This window comes from Flavobacterium caseinilyticum, assembly GCF_004349085.1.
Lineage (GTDB): Bacteria > Bacteroidota > Bacteroidia > Flavobacteriales > Flavobacteriaceae > Flavobacterium > Flavobacterium caseinilyticum.
This window is the reverse complement of record NZ_SMFM01000001.1, coordinates 591,113-611,243: the sequence shown is the minus strand read 5'-3', so window position 1 is coordinate 611,243 and position 20,131 is coordinate 591,113. Positions and strand designations below refer to the sequence as shown.

Here is a 20,131-nt window from a genome sequence, read left to right as displayed (position 1 = left end):
TTTATTTTTATAGAGTTCCTGTTGTTTTCATTAAATTGTAATATTGGTAGCGCACGTTAATCTCGCTGCTCGCATAAAGAAGCTCCGCTTCCAGCTTGGCGTTCGTCGCATCGGTCATATCAGCTAACAATGCGAGTTGGTTCAGATATTTGGCTTCGACGATTTTATAGTTTTCGTCGGCAAGCGCTTCACTTTCTTTATAAAGTACCGCTTGTTTCAACGCTTCCTGCCATTTCAGGTATGCAGCATTAGTCTGTACATCTAGTTGCTGTAGCTGCAAATCCAGTACGGCCTTGGCCTGATTGAGCTGAAATTTACCTAACTGTACTTTCTCTTTGGTTTTATAAAGATTGTCGATGCTGTAGCTTATCGAAAGTCCGGTTTGCCAAGTATTGGTGTATAAATCCTGAACTGGCAGGTTGGCTGTGATCGGTCTTGCCATATTGTACCCAGCAAATGCTGCAACGGTGGGCATTCTTTCCGTGCCAATTATCTCAATATTTTTACCGGCCATCTTGATTCCGGTTTGAGCAGATTTCAAAACGGGATGATTTTGATGTGCCAATTCCAGATAATACTGTAGATTTTGTGTTTCTGCGCTACCATTGAAAGAATCGGTCGGTTTGACAAGGATATCCGGTGAAATTCCGATAGCGGTAGTCAATTGATAGTTTATGCTAGCACGGTTGTTATCCAGAACCAAGATTCCCTGCTGAAGATTCTTGAGCAAAAGTTCTCCCCGGATGATTTCGTTTCTGGTCACCATCCCTTGTTTGTAAAATTTCCTCACGTTCTCCAGCCGTTCTGTAGCTAGTTTTTGGTTGTTCAGAAACACATTTTTTTGGTTGATGATTTTGTAAATGTCCAGATAATTCGAAATGACCAGAAACTTTATGTTTTGTTGATCCTTCTCAAGATCCAGTTCCGCCAACTGTTCTCTCAGTTCCGCTATTTCTATAGATTTATTTACGACACCTCCTTTAAAGATCAGTTCAGACGCCTGAACGCCATAGGTATTTCCAAAATGAGGCATGTTCAAAGTCGCCAGTTTAGAAAAGTTCTTATCCAAAATTAAGGCATCACCAAGATAGAATGCATTGGCTGAAGCATTTATTGTGGGCAGTTTCTGCAATTCCACAATCTTGATCTGCTGCTTTGCAATCTGTATGTTTTGGTTCGACAATTTCAGTTGTAAGTGATTTTCCAAAGCCAGTTGCACTACTTCCTCCAGTGCTATTTTACGTTCCGAAGTTTGGGCGTTGGCTGTGAAAAAAAACAGCCCCAGCACTAAAAGAGTCATTCTGTTTTTCAGTTTCATATTTTCCGTTGTTTTGAGAAAGCAAAGGTAGAAGCATCCTGAGCCTCAAGAAATGACGGAAACAATGAATGAAATGTTCGAAAGTAAGATTTAGCTTTTGAAACGCTTGCGATAAGCGTTTGGGCTTTCACCGGAATTCTTCTTGAAAAAATGACCAAAGGAGTATTGGTCGCTGAACTTTAAATCCATAGAAATCTCATATAGCGATTTCTCAGACGAAGATAGCTGCGCTTTGGCTTCCTTCATTATAAAAGCAGCAATAACCTGCCCTGCTGTATTCCCTGTTACTTCCTTCAACACAGCAGAAAGATGTCTGGAAGTAATAAATTGCTGTTTGGCATAAAAGTCAACCTGCTTTTCTTCCAGAAAATGTTCGCCTACGTTTTTAAGAAAATGAAGAACTAATTCCTGTTTTCTGGAAATTTTCTGTTTAGAAAAATCTGAATTTTTAGAAACGGTTTCTCCGAACTGATAGACTACAGAGGAAAATAGATGTCGGATAATTTCGTCATGATGCGTAGTAAAATCTTCACTTTCTAAAATGTTTTTTAGAAGATCTACATTTTTCCAGATTTTTTCGAACTGCGAGTTTGTTAACTGAAAATGGCGGATCAGTTCATTCCGGAAGTAAATAAAGGCATTAAGACGGTTGATCTTGAGTGGAAGCTTTTCTGTATATTCTCTGTCAAAAGCAACCAGAAATATTTCCAAATCGTTACTAATTTCCAGAATTTCGTACACCTTCCGCGAATCGATCAGGGCAACATAATTCTCGGCGAGTTCTATTCTGTTCAAGTTTTCGGTAAAAATTACTTTCCCTTTCTTCAGAATTAAAAATGCGGGATTCTTTGGATGATACGGGTGCTTGATTTCGATAAAATCAAAAATATTGTGAGCATCAAAAATCTGGATAGGTTTTTCCAAAGTAACATTTTGAGCAAAGTTAACTAAAGAACCAGCCACATACTCATTGGATTGATAAAAAGAGTTTGCAATTTTAATAGTTCTTTCTCTTTAATGACTTTACAGACAGCTATCATTAATATCACTTCATATTAGAAAATTGCTACCTTAAAAAAAGAAAACCCCGTAAACGTAATGTTTACGGGGTTTTTCATAAATACTTGTTGGTCTACAAGGACTCAAACCTTAACACACCAATAAACGCCAAAACCTTTCAATCCCTTTCAAATTATAGGTTAGTTATGAATTACAATAAAAAATATATTTCATATTATACCATTAAATATCATATTAAACCATACTTTTACTACGTGATTTACTACGCTATTTTTCTAACCTATGACTGAACCTAAATTTTCTTTTTTTCTGGAATCGAAACCAAACAAAAGTGAAAACCATTTAATTTTACTGAATATTTCTTATGGAATTCGAGAATACGATGTAAAAACAGAAAAATACAAATACTTACCCTTAAAATTGTCAACTGGATTTACAATTAGAAAAGAGGACTGGGACAATAAAAATTACTGTGGTAATCCAACCTATGTTCGAAAAAAAGGATCTGCATTAAACATTGCGTTGGACAAAATAAAAACTACAAGCACAGAACAGCTTCAGCTTTTTGAAAATGAGCACAACAGAAAACCATCACAAAATGAATTAAAAACTATAATTCTTGAAAAACTAGGAAAAAGCAAAGACACAAGTAAAGACATTAGTATCACCAAATACATTTCCGACGAAGTCACAAGAAGAACTACAATTGAAATAACATCCAACCAAAGATGGTCAAAAGCTACCGGAAAACAATATACCAATCTATCACAACATATTAAAAATTACGAATCAAATAAAAAAACACTTTTGACCTTCGGTAAATTAAATGACGAAATATTTTTAGATTTTTTCAAAGTAATAAATGATTTATATAAAATTAAAAATGGCGAATATTATGCTCATAATACTATAGTCAAAGAAAACACACATTTCAGAGCCGTTCTCAATTCCGCTTATAAAAATAATATTAAAATTGGCTTTAACCACCTTCATGAAAATTACGAAATAAAAGAGAGAGAAATAAAAAATGATATAGTTTTGACTATCGAACAACTTATCACCATCATTAATACCGATGTAAGTTCTTCAAAAGAATTCACCCATGCACGAAACTACATCTTACTATCATGTTTTACGGGATTACGAATCGGCGATATGGTTTGTTTGCATGAGCTACAACCAGAAAACCTTAAATATAATTCAGTAAATTACTTTTGCTTCACAACTAAGATTAGAAAGAACAAAGAAAACAAGGATGAGTTAACAGCTGTAATTCCTATTCTCAATCCAATTAAAATTTTTCTAAAACAAAACAACAATACTTTTCCTAAGTTTCCTGCCCAGGTAAACATCAGAAAAGATATTACTAAGTTCCTTAAGCATTTGAAATTTGAAAATCTAGTTGATATCAAAAAATATTATTACAGAGTTGACAATGCTGTTGTTAGCAAGGAAAGACTATGCGATGTTTTCAGTCCTCATGATTGCCGTAGCACATTTATTACCAATCTAAAGGACCTAGGCATTATTGACGATGAAATTGAACCAATAACTCATCCAAAAAACAAAAACAAATCAATTGTCCAGACCTACGACAAAAGAAAACTGGTAGGTAAGGCTGTAAATTTGATTAAAATTTTAAATAGCAAGAATTGTGATCTGTATAAATATTAAACAAATTATAATTCAAAAGAGCTATAACTGAATAAAATTTTGAACTCTGAAACTCACGATTTGATTATTCTACATATAGTCTCTATAATATTTTATAAATTACTTTAACTTCATGGGATCTGCCAACTTCAATAAAAAGTTGCATAATCAGTCGATTAATACTGTCCCACTAACTGGATATACACACCCTAATAACCCTGAAATAGTTAGCTCATATAAAATGCTCATTTTATAACTATCATGCATATTTTTTCAGGACTTTACATTTTATGTTAACGTGATGAAATTATTTAGGATAGACAATTCCATACTTTCTTTTTTTTAAAACGAATGATGATATAACTGTACAAAATGATATATGTAATCTAATTTTTTAAATAACATAATTGGTTGTATACATAAATTTATATGCTTCAAATTTCTGATGACATCACCATAAAGGGACATTAGTTATATTCTTAGAATGTGTGGTAGAATTAAAACAATAGCCAAGTTTGTTTTTTTATTAATAATCGACACGTCTACAATGAGTTTATTGCCTAAACTTGTGGTTGATAACTATGTAAAAATAATTATGATACATTTATAGTGATTTAATTATTGATGTTATTGCTTGCATTCAAGATGTTTTGGCGAGCTCGCGACCTCTTTTTCATACCATTCATTAGATCTATTGACAAAAACTTTTAATCCTAAATGCAATCAGTCACCTCATCCATTTTCGAATCGGTCGAAATTCTTCTTTCGACAAGATTCAATCATCAATTTCACCTACCGTTATTTCATTCGCTTTTTTCATTTCTAAAGTTTACTTGATTCTATTTTTGGTTCTATTCCTATTTTGCTAAATTCTGATCTGACAATTTTTTCGATAATGTGGATGCTTTCTTTGGTTGATACGATTTCATCGTGGATCGTTGTAATAGGGGTATTATCACCAAGTTCTTCTGCACCGATGCGCACACATTCGAATATAAATGATGCTTCTAATCGTTGTAGTTGTTGTGCCAATACCTTATGGTCCTTTTCTTTAATTCTTCTACACTCTGCTAAAATAGTAGGAAATGATGATTGGAATATCAATTCCCATTCTGATAGTTTTAACTGCGGTTTGTTATATAAACACCCGGCGAATATCATTTTTTTAAATTGACTTCTTACCGTATGGTTTTTTAAATCGATATCTAGACCAGCTGCTTTAGCTAAATATTCGTACAATGTACCATTACAAACCACATTCATATATTTTTCATACTCGACTGCCTCTATATTACTATTATTTTTTAGTAGTATCCCAAGGAATAAGGGTTGCGATGAAGTGATGTCAACACCATGAAGTTCTTGGCCGTCTACTGTTATAAATTGTCTTAATCCTCTTTTTATACAATTCAGATTTGTGTATAGTCTGGCTGTTTTACCGTAGGTCAGGAAAAATACAGACTTCGTTAATGCTAAGATCGATGATTTAGCTTGTTGTATTTGGTGTTCTGACAAATTGTTCTTTGGATTATTGACAAAAGACAGTGCATTTCTTTTATTGATTGTTATTTTATTTGACCAATATGCTGCTGTTCTATATCCATCTGAACTTTCGAATGCCAAATTTAATTTCATTTCTGTTATTCTCATGATTTTGCCTACCAATTCTGTATCCGTTACTGCTATATATTTCCACTTTTGAGCCATGAATTCCCGTGTTATTCTATATCCGTATGCTTTACTTCCAATTATTGCCACGCCATCACATTCAATTATATTTTGTTCAATCAATGTCCTAATTATGATGGGGGTTTGCTCTTTAGATATGGTTGTTTCGAGAAAATCATAGCATAGCCGGATGTACGTCTCTGATGTGTTATCAGTATTTAAAATCTGAGCATGTCTTATTTTGTTTACTATGTACAAATAATGAAAAGTGAAGTCTTTTTTTATTTTTGTTTGTTTGATAACTGTTGATATTACTAATAATAGTTTATTGGTTACTAAGAATTTCATTTGTTATTCCTTTTTTTTTGCGCTTATGAATTCATAGAGGTCAAGCAGTCAGCCGTCGCTAAACGATTGGAAAGCTCTCTAGTAGTTATAGTCATATTAGAACAAGAAGTTTAGTTCCAGTTCATTATAATTTCCCACATCCTATATATTTCTATTTAAATGTGGCTTTTCACAAGTGCGGTTGGTGTAAGCGAATGTTGCTAAAAGAAAAAACCCTCGCCTTTTGGTGGCGGGGTTACCTGGTTTGTAAACAAAATACCAGCCATTGGTTGGCTGGTTAACGGCAATGTCATTTTTTGGTAAAACTAAAAATGTTTAAAGTGGTGGTAATAATACCTTTAGCTCAATGAAAGTAAGGGTTAACACTTCTTTGACTACCTATATTTACAGATTCAAATAGGGGACATTAAGTATTATAATAATATATAAATCTAATTATTATAATATTATCTAGAATTCGCCTTTTAGAAATTTTATAGAATTAAAGCTTTAATAACCAAGTATTTATATATAAATAATAATGAAAAGCATTTCGGACTTCGCCCTCATAATTACTCGCCCCCGAAGACCCACGTAGGGGCAGGTAGCAAATCCATCGATAAATAACGTAACCTTTTGTTCATACTACATCCTTCGACCCACCAAAGTGTCTAACAGTGAACAGTCCAAATCAACCAGACATTACCGATATGAGGTAAAAAACGGAAGATCTAAGTAGAGTATCACTAACTGTCCATTAGGTTATTTATCACTGCTATTCTTTTTTGTGTAATATAGTCTGAGTCGAACAATAAAAGATAATGGTTTTTGTACTTTCTTAATTCCATTTCGTTCACCTTGTACAGATTAAACATCCCCCCAGAACAGTGGCGACTCACGAAATTAAATTCTTCTCGACTTAATAAATCAAAATCCTTGCAGAGAAGTTCCTCAATATTTTTCCCAAACAAAGAATAATCAACTTTAATCACCTCGGTGGTTCGCTCAAACCTGAAATTCCGATCGACCCGTCTTATTTTACGCTTTAATATTAGAAGTTTGTACCTAAACTTCCTCTCGAAATCACTATCAGTTCCATATGTATGCATTACGGCCTGACTATACTAATTTGCAATGTAATACTCATCAAATAAATGAATTCTTCTCATAGTATATATATTAATACTTAATGGTGCGATTCACATATGAATCAGCTTTATTAAAATCCGGGGCTAAAGCAATATTTATGAAATTAATTTTAAAAAACAATAAACTTTTCCTTTCTAAATAGATAGAAGTAATGTACCAGCAAAGAAGTTGAGTACATTAATAACTAACACGATGGAATACGGCGAATTTGTTAATCGAAAAGATGCAATGTTGATACTTGGTATAAAAAGCACTACAACAATGGGGAAATATGAAAAAGATGGAAAGATAAAAGTATATAGACCTTTCAGTAATCGGACACGGTATAAAGTCAGTGAATTGATCGCAATGCAAAATAAAAGGTAGTCTATGCTACCCTTTACATTTATTAAAACACAAACGACCTAAAAGCAACTCTTTTATACATATTGAGGACATGCCAAAAAAGGCACTTCATCATAATATTATTATTCCTTTTCTTATATTTAATAATAACAATTCATCCTTTTGCGGTTTCCCACAATGTAATTTGGGTTACTTTTTCATACATTTACATTCAAGTGCACAAGGTACTTTTAAACGAATATTAATGCAATACAATACGGATATAAACATCATTGGAAGCATCCCTGATTATCACCTGATATACAGGTCGTTGCCTTTGCTTATAAACAACCCTGCAGAATTAGAAAATATATTAGTTACTAACAATGAGTTTGATTTTAGAACAGAGAAATCACGCAAAAGATTTCTATCACTATTAAATTCCGCCTTTGTTAGTAAGAGTGAAGCTATTGATGAACTAGCCTCTAGTTTAATGTTGAGTTTTAAAAATGACGAAAATGCCCAAGCACTACTGTTATTTTGGTTGTTTAGCATTAATAACAAACTGTTTTTTGAGCTAAATAGAGACATTTTTCTTAAGTACTACCTGCAAGGCCGCGCCGAATTGCCAAAAGAAGCTGTCGTAGCATACATAAAAGATTTAATCAGTACGAATGAAGACCTTAAAGGAAAGTGGTCAGAAATCACTATTGAAACCATTGCTTCCAAGTACCTCACGGTATTAAAAAAACTAAAATTAGTGGAAGGAACCAAAAAAAAGAAGTTCACTTTAGTAAGGGTTTCTGATGAACTGCTAGCTGTATTTGTCCACATAATAAGCTTGTTGGATAATAAAAAAGCAAATTTCCTAGAAGATGATTTCCTCAGTTTCACTTTCATTTCTAAAGAAAACATCTTAGCACGATTAAAACAAATTGGTAAAAAAGAATGGATCAAATTAAACTTCAACGGGGTATCGCTGCAAGTGGAACCAGTTTTCAATAACAACAATATTATAGATGGCATATTTAGACGAGCATAGAGCAAAATTTGACAATTTAAAAGCTGTCCTAGACAAAAAGAATAGAACTCAGTTAAGTTTGATAGCCAATGGCGGCTATTCAATTCTCTTCACATATCCACCAAAAGAAGAAAGCTTGTACTTAGACAAAGCAATGGCTACTTTAGATATGGAAAAGTTCGAAATAATAGACATAAGCAACTTGTTTGTTGAGTTTGTAGAGGAATATGAAATAGATTCATTTGTTGAAGTGTATAATGATTTAAAACCCAATTCCTATAAAATATTTATGGATGCTGCTGGCTCAGATACAGACTTATTTGACATGGTGATGAACGCAATAAAAGAAACTGCAAAAAAAGGATTGATTCCAGTTTTACTTAGAACTGGCGTTTTTTACGGAACGGGAATCGAAAACATTAATATCACTCAGAATAGTGAAATCGACGAATTGAATATTCCCTTACTCATATTTTACCCTGGTGAAATAGAAGGCGAACACCACCATTTTTTAAACGCAAAACAATCATCTAATTATAGATGTACAATAATATAAGCAGTAAACTATGATTACAATTAAAGATATTCTGAAATTAGACCTTAATGAAGATATTAAAAACGTTATTGACCTTGAAGATCAATCAGAAAATGAAATACAATCAGAATTGGAATCCTACATCGTTACAGATGGATTAGGGGAACATCTTTCCACTTTTATAAAACAATACACTAGTAATATTAAGGAAACTGGTGTATGGCTTTCTGGTTTTTATGGATCGGGAAAATCCTATTTTGGTAAAATGCTTGGCTACCTTATTGCTAATCCAAATATAAACGGAACATCCGCAAGAGACCGATTTATGCCAAGACTAGCTGGGGTAAAAAACGAGAATTTCATAAAGAATGATATTCTAAGCCTAGATTCGATAAAGAGTACCGTTGTATTTCTGGACATCGCAAAGCAAAATACGGAGAATGGTCTAGCCTTTACTTTATTTTCAAATTTCCTTAAAAAACTAGGCTTACGTGACGATGTATATGGATACATGGAATATGATTTCTTGATAGAAGGAAAGTTAGACTTGATACATGAAAAAGCAAATGAATTATTTGGGAAAGACTGGAATGAATTAAAGAAAAGTAACAAAGAAATTGCAAAAGCAATGCGCCGCATATATATGGCGATGGACTATTCTGAAGCGGAATATGAAGATACTAAAAATGTGTACCGAGATAGTATTTTAGCTTTTGATTCTGATCAATTTAAAAATGAATTAGAAAAATACATAAAGAAGAACCCCGATCAAAATATAGTTTTCATTTTTGACGAAACCAGTGAAGCTATCAGCCAAGGGAAATTCAAAATAGTAGACCTGCAAGCTTTAAGCGAAAGCCTTTCGAGTATCAGTAAAAAGGTTTGGACAATTGCTATTGCACAGGAAAAATTAGACAATGTCATTGTAAATGCCAATATAAACAGGAGTCAGCTTACAAAAGTAACTGATCGTTTCAAAACAAAAATGCACCTCGAATCTACCGAGGTGGATGTTATCATGAAGAATCGATTACTTCTTAAAAAGGACGATGCTTATGCAGACTTAGTTAGCTATTACAAGAAAAACGAAGGTTTAATCAGTGATGCCACCAACTTAAAATCATCTTTTCCAACTAAAACAGGAACGGCTGATCAGTTTGCAACCTATTATCCTTTTCACAAGTATCAATTTGATTTACTTCAAAAATTCCTGTTTAGTTCCAATGCTTTGGTAACAACGCAAGTCGGTGCGCGAGGAATGATTATTACTACTTTTGATGTGTTGAAAAAAGGATTGGCCGATCTTGAATTGTACAAATTCACGACGGCCCATGATTTATGCACACAAGCACAAACAGCACCACCCGCTGATTTAGATAATAAATACAAAAATGCTACTCGAATACTCGATAATGAGAATGTGGCTATTAACGGCGAAAAGCTATTAAAAACAATCCATTTCATCAATGAAGCAGAGTTAATTGCTTCACCAACAATTGAAAACATCACTAAATGTTATAATCAAGAAATTGAAAAGTATTATGATGTAAAGCCATTTATTGAAGTAGCATTAAACTTATTAGTTGAAGCAAAAATCCTTTTGGTATCCAACAACAATTATAAGATAACTTCAAATCTGGAAGGGAAGTTGTTAGAGGAAATGAAAGATTTTGATGTGGAACTTTTTATCAAAAAAAGAGAACTAGTTAACTATCTTAAAAAGAGTAATTTGTTTCGTCCAGTGGCAACAATTAATGACAGTTCAGTAGCCTACAACTTTAATGTTTTAACTGATTTAGAGGATGAAATCATTAGCTCTAATAATAAAAAACTAAAGCTTACTGCTTACAGCCTTTTCAATATAAATGGTGAAAGAGAAGACTTTATAGAAGCACTAAAATTAGACACCCAGTACACCAAAGATGCCATAACGCTTGTTCCGGACAATACTTCATTTAATGCCATCGACAAGTTACTGGAAGAAGTAAAAAGGTATGGTTTCATGGAAGAAAAATACAGCGGAACAGATGATGAAAAAATCAAACCAATAATCCGTGAATTCTCAATCATTAAGGATGAAAAAGAAAAAGATTTAATCAACCTCATCAGTGATGCTTATGAAGAAGGTGCTTTGATCTATATGTTTGATGAAAATCTATTAAATAAAGACAATTTCAAAAGCACCATTAATGAGGTTCAAAAGAAGCTCATTAAAAACATTTACACCCAAAGACTGGCTGCACAACTTCAAGAATCGATTGGTGAAAAAGTAGTAAAAGAAGCCACTGCCGACAAATTACACCGTTATTTCTCTGGCGACGAATTTAAATTTTTTGATACAAACGGTAATTTTGTTGGTGATCATCTTAAAATTGTTGAACAATTAAGAACTAAAATAAACACCAGATACATTGACGGTAAAAGCCTTGAAGAAGCCTTTGCTTTAGACCCGTGGGGCTACTCGTACGGAACGCTTTCCACAACCTTGGCTGTATTGTTTAGAGCAGGAAAATTAGTTATTAGAACTAACGATACGGACTATTTTTCATATACTGATAAACCAGCCCAAGAGGTCTTTGTTTCAGGAAGTAAATTCAAATCGGCAAGCTATAAATCCATTTCCAAAACACTTTCTACACAACAAAAAAGTGATATCATCAATCAGTTGATTGGACTAGAGTTTGAAAAACATACTAATAGAAAAATTACAGATACATCAAGTGATTTTGATGTGGCTGATGGTGTTTCCGTTCTGGCTGAGCAATTTGTCATCACCGTTAAAACGATGGAAAATACGGTACACGATTTCAATAAATCATTTAAAAAATGCCTCGAGCAGAAGCAAGCGTTACAAGCATTTATTTCAAAAACAACCGAAGCCAATTACATTGAAAAAGCAGAAGATTTCCTTAAAGAAGCTGCCAATTATGCAGTGGCTATAAAAACGATTATCAAAACAGAAAACTTTGTTAAGAAGAACTTAGATAAAATAAAAGGTTTTTCAAGCTTTACAAAATCTGTAGAAGATGAACTGAAAAAAGCACATATAAACAATATTATAATAGCGTCGCAAACTGAAGATTTTGAAGCTGCAATCCACCAAGATGTTATTGAAAAATTTGGAGACATTCAGAATAGTGCGCAAGCAATAAAAGACGAGTATTATAATCTAATGAGCGCTAATGCTAAGATAATGGCTACCGCATATATAAATTTAAAAGGAGCAATCGAAAATGCACAATCCGACTTAGCTACTAATTTCCCCGTGGAACTTAATCGTGACAATCAAAACAAATTGAAAAGCTTGTTAGACAATTGCAGCAATAAAGTTTCGGACGACATCAATTTAGTATATAAAATCCATTGTCAAAACACCAAGTTTTCCCTTTCGGATATACTGAATTATATTGATCTCGTACCCACCAGAGAAACCGAATTGCAAATCGCAATAAGTAATTTCATCAAAGAAGTACCGAAACAAGCAGAACCAGGAAAACCTAAGCAACCCAAAAAAGTTCAGTTTACAATCGATAAAAGTGTAATGACGACAAAAGAATATCGTGCTATACTGGCGGCTCAATTACAAGCATTAGCAGGTATTGACAATGAAGAAATGATTGAAGTTACAGTTACACAAAACTAATCCAACCCAATAAATGAAATTATCAGATCACGTTGATATCATTCGCGAACGCATATATAAGTCATTCAACAACCAGTTTTCTCGTTTGGGTATTGGCCAAAATAAGTTGATGGAACTTGACAAAATTCCTGCCGACCTACATACCAAGAGAAGTAAAATTGAAACCTTGATAGCCAGCCACGAAGGCGAAACAGGTACTTACGAAGAAGCCCGAGAAAAAGCATTGGATGAACTAACCTTTACCCTCTTCAACCGTTTGGCAGCCGTTAAAGTAATGGAAGCCCATCAATTGTTTTCACCAATAGTGACTAAGCAAGCTACACACGGTGGCCGTTCTTTTGGACATAAAATTTGGCTAGAAAATAATCCTGAGAAACGCAATGATGATCTCGAAGGCTTACGTGACTATTTTAAATACGAATTTAACAAACTGGGCGATGCCATCCCTTTATTTCATAAAAACTATCCCTACGCCTTATTACCGTATGTAATTGAGCTGAATGAAATTGTCGACGCATTCAATGGTGTAGAACAAGATGCTCAAATAGAGGATAACATATGGCAAAGCGACGATATTTTGGGCTGGTTGTATGAAAGCTACAACAATGTTAAGAAACAAACTCACAAAGACTCAGGTGCTAAAACAGAATACGATAAGGTAAGCCTTCAATCTCAGGTGTACACACCACGCTGGGTGGTAGAATTCTTAGTACACAATTCACTAGGCAAACTATATCTGGAAATGCACCCCGATTCTGAGATTAAGGATTTATACAAAATTGCTAATGCACCCAAAATAAGAGTACGTGAAGTGAAACCATTACACGAACTGAAACTAATTGATCCAGCCGCAGGGTCCGGAAATTTTCTATTGTATGCTTTTACGTTTTTCTATGCTTTATACAAAGACCAAATAGATAATTATGGTGCTGATTATGAGGATGACGATATCCCGAAACTAATCATCGAGAATAACTTGCACGGAATTGACCTTGACGACCGAGCAGCACAGTTAGCGCAACTGGGACTTTGGATCAAAGCCAAACAAAAAAATCGAAATATTGGAGCATTACATTTTAATGTGGTTTCCTCTGATTTCTATTTGCCTGATTTTGATTTTGTATATCCTATTTTCAAAGCGGGAGTTACTGATGCCAAACAATTAAGCATCGTTGAAGAAATCTGGACCGACCTGCAACAAGCTTACAAATTTGGTAGTTTGGTGAAGATTGAAGAAAAATTATCTATAAAATTACACGGACTGGTAAACCAAAAAGGAATCACCCTTTTTGGAGAACAGGACATTGTAGAATACGACCGTTTCAAAAAAGAATTTTTCACTAACCTGGAAACGGCAATAAACCGTTTTGCCCAAGGGCAAGGCTCTTCCTTCCTGACGGATAAAACCAAAGATGCCATAACATTCTTGAAACTCATTACCCAAAAATATGATGTGGCAACGGCTAATCCGCCTTATACGGATAGTGCTAATTTTGGACCTGAACTTCGTAAATACATCGAATGCAATTATAAAAAACCTTATGCTTTTCACACCAATTTATATGCAACATTTATAAAACGCTGTTTTGAATTAACCAATGAAAAAGGTAAAGTGGCAATGATTCATCCTCATACTTTTATGTTTATTAAAACATTTGAAGACGTAAGAAGGTTTATGATTGATAATTCTCATATCGATGTCATGGTTGATTTTGGATTGGATAGAGTAAATCTTTTTGGACCAGGGATTCTCTTAGATGCTACTTTTTATGTATTGAGCAAAGAAAAATCAAAAGATAAAAACTTGTATTTCAACATAACTACAAATCTGCAAGAAAAAGCAAAAAAGCAAAAATTCGTTGACGCTTTAGACGATTATATTCATGGAAGCGATAATGAACGTGTTTATCAATTAGAGCAGTCTAAACTCAAAGTCATCAAATCCTATCCTTTTATTTATTGGATAAGTGATGAGTTTAGAGAGAAATTCGAAGTGGGTGTTTTAGATGATTATGTCGCAGTTTGTTCAGGACTTGCTACTTGTAACAATAATATGTTTTTAAGGTTTTGGTGGGAAGTTGATAATGGCAGTGAAAACAGTATATCAAATGACCAAAAGTGGTATTATTACTCTAAAGGCGGACCTTTTAACAAATGGTTTGGAAACTTATGGTGTACTGTAAACTGGGGAGATGATGGAACTGATATTCACGAGTATAATAATATTCCTTTAGATTATAATGGAGCCCCAGTTAGGAACAAAAAGTTTTATTTTAAAGAAGGTGTGACTTATTCTGCATCTGGTTCTAAAGGAGCTTCATTCAGGTATTTGCCGAAAGGATGTGTTTTCGATGTTGGCGGAGCAAGTATTTTTTTGACTAAAAAATATAAAAACAACCAATATCTTTTAGCATTACTAAACTCTAAATTAAGTAGTTACATTATAAATTGTCTTAATCCAACAGTTAATACACAGGTAGGTGATCTAAGAAGATTACCTTTTATTGTTCCTGAAAAAGTGTATGAAAAAAATATTGATAATTTAAGCAATACAAATATTGAAATAAAAAAATACTTAACTAATTTTTCATTATTTGAATATGGTGCTAATAATTTAATTGGTGCTGATCTCAATAACATTAGAAATTTTTTAAATCTAGAAAATAGTTTAACCAGTCAGCTAATAATAAATGAAGCTAAAATAAATCAAGAAATCTTCAAAGTCTATAGTTTATCTGCATCAGATCAACAAATGGTATTGGAAAAAGAAGGAAAAAGTATTGGAATAATGCCTATTACGGCAGCAGCCAAACAAGGGTATTTACAAGAAGAAATAACAGAATTCCCTTTAGACAATATCAAAGAATTTATAGAAAATTTACCCGAAATAGAATTTACTGATCAGCAACGGGAAACCATAGAGCAAGAGTTTCCAAGCTTATATCAAAGTAATAATGACCTGGAAGAGTTTTGTATTCGCCATCAAGTAAATCCTATCAATGTTTGGCATTGGTTCAAAGAAAGCAATGTCATTCCAAAACAAAGAATGAACACTTTGGCAATGGAGTTTTTGGCAGATATGATTCGTGAAATCCTGATGGAAGACGAAGACGGTATTATTCCGTTAGTGCCTAATGCGGGTGAAAAAGTACTATTAGACCGTATTGAAGAAAAATTTATTGAGAAAGGATTCTCAATGGCACAATATTCTGCTTTTGATGGTGTGTTGGGTCGTAATATCAAGGAATACCTCAACGATCATTTCTTCAAGGCATTGTCAGACCATTTAAACTTGTTTATGTACTTGCCCAAAACACCTTTTATTTGGCACCTAACCTCTGGTCCGGAACAAGGTTTTGATTGCTATATAATTATTTATAAATGGGATCGCGATAAATTGCTACGCATCCGTTCGGTCTACATCGAAAACCGAGAACGTGCGTTAATCAACCGCCAGACAGATTTAAGAAATAAAGCAGTTTTAACAGCTTCAGAACAAAACGAAGCTGATAAAATATACAAACAGCTAAAAGAGATTGAAAGCTTCAAAACTAAAATAGATGAGTTATTGCAAGAGGGATACGCCCCTATTCTTGATAATGGTGTAGGTAAAAACATTGCACCACTACAGAAGAAAGGAATGTTGTCATATGAGGTACTCAACGCAGGACAATTAAAAAAATATTTAAACGCAGATTGGTAATGGATTTAAAATCAATACATGAGATTTTCACGAATAGAATTCTTAGAATTCCTGCTTACCAACGTGGTTTTGCATGGACTAATAACAAAACGGTAGATATAAATTCTAAAGAACCTTTAAAAAATGTAAAAGGACAGTTAAAAGACTTATGGGACGATTTAATTAATATTCCACAAGGGAAATGGCACTACACAGGTTTATTGACCTTAGTAGAAACTAAACCTTGCGAGTATAGTTGGTTACCTAACTTTAAACAATATGCTATTGTAGATGGCCAGCAGCGTATAACTTCCATTTTAATATTGTTAAGTGTTCTTATTGAAAAGGCAAAAGAGCAGAATATTGTATTAGGGATTAGAGAAGGTGATGTAGAGATGCAATACTTGTATCTAAACAAAGGGGTTAATGCTTATGTTTTTGGATATGAGAAAGATAATCCAAGTGATAAGTTTTTCAGAAAACATATCTTATGTCTGGATGAAGTGGAAGACGATAGCCAAGAGAGTACATACACTGAAAATCTTTTAAAAGCAAAAAACTTCTTCAAAGCGATGGTAACCTTGTTTTTACAAGATCCTAATAATACCATTCCAAAGCTTTTTAATAAAGTGACTAGTCAGTTAAAGCTAAACGAATATGTTTTGCCAGAAGAACTGGATGAGTATGTCGTGTTTGAAACAATGAATAACAGAGGAAAACCTTTGTCTCAACTAGAAAAACTCAAGAATAGATTATTGTACTTAAATGATAAGTATCATTCTTCTGAAGAAATGTCAAAAGAAGAAGTATTACTAAACCAAGCTAAAAAAGAGCAGTTAGAAATAGCTGTAAATAAAGCATGGATAACCATTTACAAATCATTAGGTCAAAATAAAACACATCCACTAAGTGATGAAGATTTTATTAAAAACCATTGGATTGTGTACTTCAATAAATATAGTCGTGATGAAGCTAATGTTTATGCTAATTTTTTGTTTGATGAATATTTTACATTAGAGCGTGTTTACAATCAAAGTTTAACTAGAGAAGAAATTGAAAAGTATATAAAGTCGCTTCAACTTTGTTCGATTTGGTGGAATAAACTTCACAACATTAAGTATTTCAGTGAGGAAGAAAAGATTGTTAGAAACGCCATCCAAGGCATTCATCAAGTAGGTTTAAAAGCCTCGTTCAAGCCATTACTTTTAGCAATTTTAAGTAGAAGCGATAGAAATGTATTCGTAGATTCAATAAAAACACTCGAGAAGTATAGCTTCAAACTATTTGATCTTTCAGACAAAAGAGGAAATACGGGAGATAGTAAAATTTACAGTCTTGCTCATGAAGTATACAGGAATAAAAGAGATAACAATGTAACGAAAACAGAATTAGAATTATATACATCTTGGTACTACCGTTTTAATTTATTTGTAAACCAAAGTTATGAGCTTTTTGAATTAGGGAACAAAACAGGTTTCTATAAGTGGTCCGGTAGATTTTATTTATTGTATCAATATGACAAATATTTAAGGAAGGAAAACAAAACATCTACTCAAAGTAGTAGTATTATTTGGAGCGATTTCGTTAAAAATGACAGCATAGAACATATATATCCTCAAAGTGCAACCGTAAGTTTAGCAACCTATGCGAGCCATAAAGAAAAAGAAGAATCAGAAGTAGAGGAAAGCTATAATAAAATTCAAAGCAACTGGAGTAGTTTTACTAAATATTCCCCTTCACAAAGAAAAAAACTAGCAAATAGCTTAGGGAACTTATTAGCTATATCTTCAAGTGATAATTCATCATTACAAAATGATAAGTTTTTATTTAAAGTAGATCAAAGTAACAAAGGAGAAAGTTACCCGAAACGAGGTTATAAATACGACTCTATGAGCGCAATGATAGTGTCTAATGAAGAAGATTGGACACCAGAGAAAGTATTAGGTAGAGGTTTAGATATGTTGAGTTTTTTATGTAAATACATTGGTGAGGATTATAACAGTTTGACTGACGAAACAAAGTACAAAGTGTTAGGATTAGATTTTATGCTTAAAAAAGAAGATGAAGCATCAAAAAACATTCTAATTTTGTCGCAAAAATAGCCTATATTTGCGACAAAATAAAAAACAAAGTACCATGCAGAGTATTGATGACAAGGTAATTGCTAAAATAAATAAAGCCAAGAGGGGTTCGCTTTTTTTTACCGAAGATTTCCTATCCTTTGGCTCAGCTAAAGCCGTAGCAAAAGCACTGGAAAGAATGGTAGAAAAAGAAGAAGTTTTCCGTGTGGCACGTGGCATTTATGCGCGACTGGAAAAAGACCCCATTTTGGGTCTGCTAAAACCAAGTACTGAAGCCATTGCAGAAGCGATTAGTAAGCGAGACAAAGCACGTATTGCACCAACAGGTATATTGGCACTTAACGCCTTGGGCTTGTCAACACAAGTACCAATGAATGTAGTGTATCTAACCGATGGTGCAGCAAGAAAAATTGATTTGGGTAAAAGAAAAATTTTATTCAAAAAATCAGCACCAAAAAACCTATCAGCTATTGGTAAAATAAGCAGCCTAGTCATTCAAGCATTAAAAGAAATAGGAAAAGACAATTGCACCGAAAACGAAATACAAATAATATTAAAGCAATTAGGTAAAGAAGAACCATACCGCCTGGAACACGACATCAAGTTGGCACCAGAATGGATTAGAATAATAATGCGTCAAGCACTAAACACAAATAAAAATGGATAAATGGTTTGCAATTCCTGACAGCACAAAAAGAAATGCCTACATTCAAATATCGGAGAGAACAGGAATGGCTGCTTTTGCTGTCGAAAAAGATTGGTGGGTAGTACAAACCTTAGCTATCATCTTTGAAATGGAAGTTGCAAAACATTTAGTTTTCAAAGGAGGAACTTCTTTAAGCAAAGCCTGGAAACTTATTGACCGCTTTTCAGAAGATATAGATCTAGCCATTGACAGAAAGTTTTTAAAGTTTGAGGGAGAGTTGTCAAAAAAGCAGCGAACAGCATTAAGAAAAGCAGCTAGCACCTATATCGAAGAAACCTTTTTCATTGAAATACAAGCAAAGTTCCAAGAGAAAGGCTTGTTTGGAATAACATTCGAATTGGTCGAAACCAAAGACAGCGACCAAGACCCAAGGATCATAGAGATCTACTATCCCAATGTAATAGAGACACCTGGCTATATTCAACCAAGAATTCTAGTGGAAATTGGTTGTCGTTCCTTAAAAGAACCTTTCTCGGCACAAACATTTGCATCACTAATAGATGAAGGATATCCCGACAGCGATTTTGTGCAAGCCCCTATAACCGTCCCTACAGTAAATCCAGAGCGTACTTTTCTTGAAAAAATATTCTTATTACACGAAGAATTCCACAAACCGCCAGAGAAAATCAGAGTAGATCGATTAAGCCGTCATTTGTACGATGTGTTTCAATTAGCCAAAACTGATTTTGCAATAACAGCATTAAATGATGCTGCCCTGTATGGAACCATAGTAAATCACCGCTACAAATTTACTCGTGTTGGAGGTGTTGACTATAATGGCCATCAACCACAAACTATCAATCCTATTCCAATTCCCGAAGTAATGGAAGCCTGGAAAGCAGATTATAAAACGATGTTGGAACAAATGATTTATGAAGAAAATGCACCTTCATTTGAAGAAATGATTGGTGAGTTAACCAACTTAAAAAATAAAATCAACGCATTAGATTGGACGTTTGAAACTGAGTTCCCGCTTTAAATTAACTAACCACCAACCACCACCA

The 20,131-nt window shown here is 33.7% G+C and carries 11 protein-coding genes; 8 read left to right on the top strand and 3 right to left on the bottom strand.

Going from position 1 to position 20,131, the window contains the following annotated elements; all coding sequences use genetic code 11:
* Window positions 1-7: 7 nt before the first annotated feature.
* Complete coding sequence (locus E0F89_RS02720) at window positions 8-1,318, bottom strand: TolC family protein (protein ID WP_131908319.1); 1,311 nt, start codon at window positions 1,316-1,318, stop codon at window positions 8-10.
* A gap of 90 nt (window positions 1,319-1,408) precedes the next feature.
* Complete coding sequence (locus E0F89_RS02715; RefSeq protein WP_165929966.1) at window positions 1,409-2,242, bottom strand: helix-turn-helix domain-containing protein; 834 nt, start codon at window positions 2,240-2,242, stop codon at window positions 1,409-1,411.
* Between the two features lie 378 nt (window positions 2,243-2,620).
* Between E0F89_RS02715 and E0F89_RS02710 the strand changes: the two genes are divergently transcribed.
* Window positions 2,621-4,012 carry a phage integrase SAM-like domain-containing protein gene (locus E0F89_RS02710; RefSeq protein ID WP_131908317.1) on the top strand — a complete coding sequence of 464 codons (1,392 nt, stop codon included), beginning with the start codon at window positions 2,621-2,623 and terminating at the stop codon, window positions 4,010-4,012.
* An 801-nt stretch (window positions 4,013-4,813) separates the two neighbouring features.
* On the opposite strand, the gene E0F89_RS02705 is transcribed toward E0F89_RS02710, so the two are convergent.
* A complete protein-coding gene (locus tag E0F89_RS02705; RefSeq protein WP_131908316.1) occupies window positions 4,814-6,007 on the bottom strand; it encodes a hypothetical protein in 1,194 nt (397 codons plus the stop codon).
* Between the two features lie 1,717 nt (window positions 6,008-7,724).
* Here E0F89_RS02705 and E0F89_RS02700 point away from each other — a divergent pair.
* Genes E0F89_RS02700 through E0F89_RS02670 form a run of 7 tightly spaced genes read left to right on the top strand, consistent with a single transcriptional unit; the run spans window position 7,725 to window position 20,106 of the window.
* Window positions 7,725-8,501: a BrxA family protein gene (locus E0F89_RS02700; protein ID WP_165929965.1), complete on the top strand. Its 777-nt coding sequence runs from the start codon at window positions 7,725-7,727 to the stop codon at window positions 8,499-8,501.
* Window positions 8,479-9,036, top strand: a complete 558-nt coding sequence (locus E0F89_RS02695) for a hypothetical protein (protein ID WP_131908314.1) — start codon at window positions 8,479-8,481, stop codon at window positions 9,034-9,036. The genes E0F89_RS02700 and E0F89_RS02695 overlap by 23 nt, the downstream gene beginning before the upstream one ends.
* A gap of 10 nt (window positions 9,037-9,046) precedes the next feature.
* On the top strand, window positions 9,047-12,658 hold the full coding sequence (gene brxC, locus E0F89_RS02690) for a BREX system P-loop protein BrxC (protein WP_131908313.1): 3,612 nt from the start codon (window positions 9,047-9,049) through the stop codon (window positions 12,656-12,658).
* A 13-nt stretch (window positions 12,659-12,671) separates the two neighbouring features.
* A complete protein-coding gene (pglX, locus tag E0F89_RS02685; RefSeq protein ID WP_131908312.1) occupies window positions 12,672-16,361 on the top strand; it encodes a BREX-1 system adenine-specific DNA-methyltransferase PglX in 3,690 nt (1,229 codons plus the stop codon).
* Entirely contained in the window at window positions 16,361-18,442 is a 2,082-nt protein-coding gene (locus E0F89_RS02680) for a DUF262 domain-containing protein (protein ID WP_131908311.1), read from the top strand. Before pglX ends, E0F89_RS02680 begins: the two co-directional genes overlap by 1 nt.
* Before the next feature lie 34 nt (window positions 18,443-18,476).
* Window positions 18,477-19,088, top strand: a complete 612-nt coding sequence (locus E0F89_RS02675) for a DUF6088 family protein (RefSeq protein WP_131908310.1) — start codon at window positions 18,477-18,479, stop codon at window positions 19,086-19,088.
* Window positions 19,081-20,106, top strand: coding sequence for a nucleotidyl transferase AbiEii/AbiGii toxin family protein (locus E0F89_RS02670; RefSeq protein ID WP_131908309.1), 1,026 nt, complete (start codon window positions 19,081-19,083; stop codon window positions 20,104-20,106). The genes E0F89_RS02675 and E0F89_RS02670 overlap by 8 nt, the downstream gene beginning before the upstream one ends.
* Window positions 20,107-20,131 lie beyond the last annotated feature (25 nt).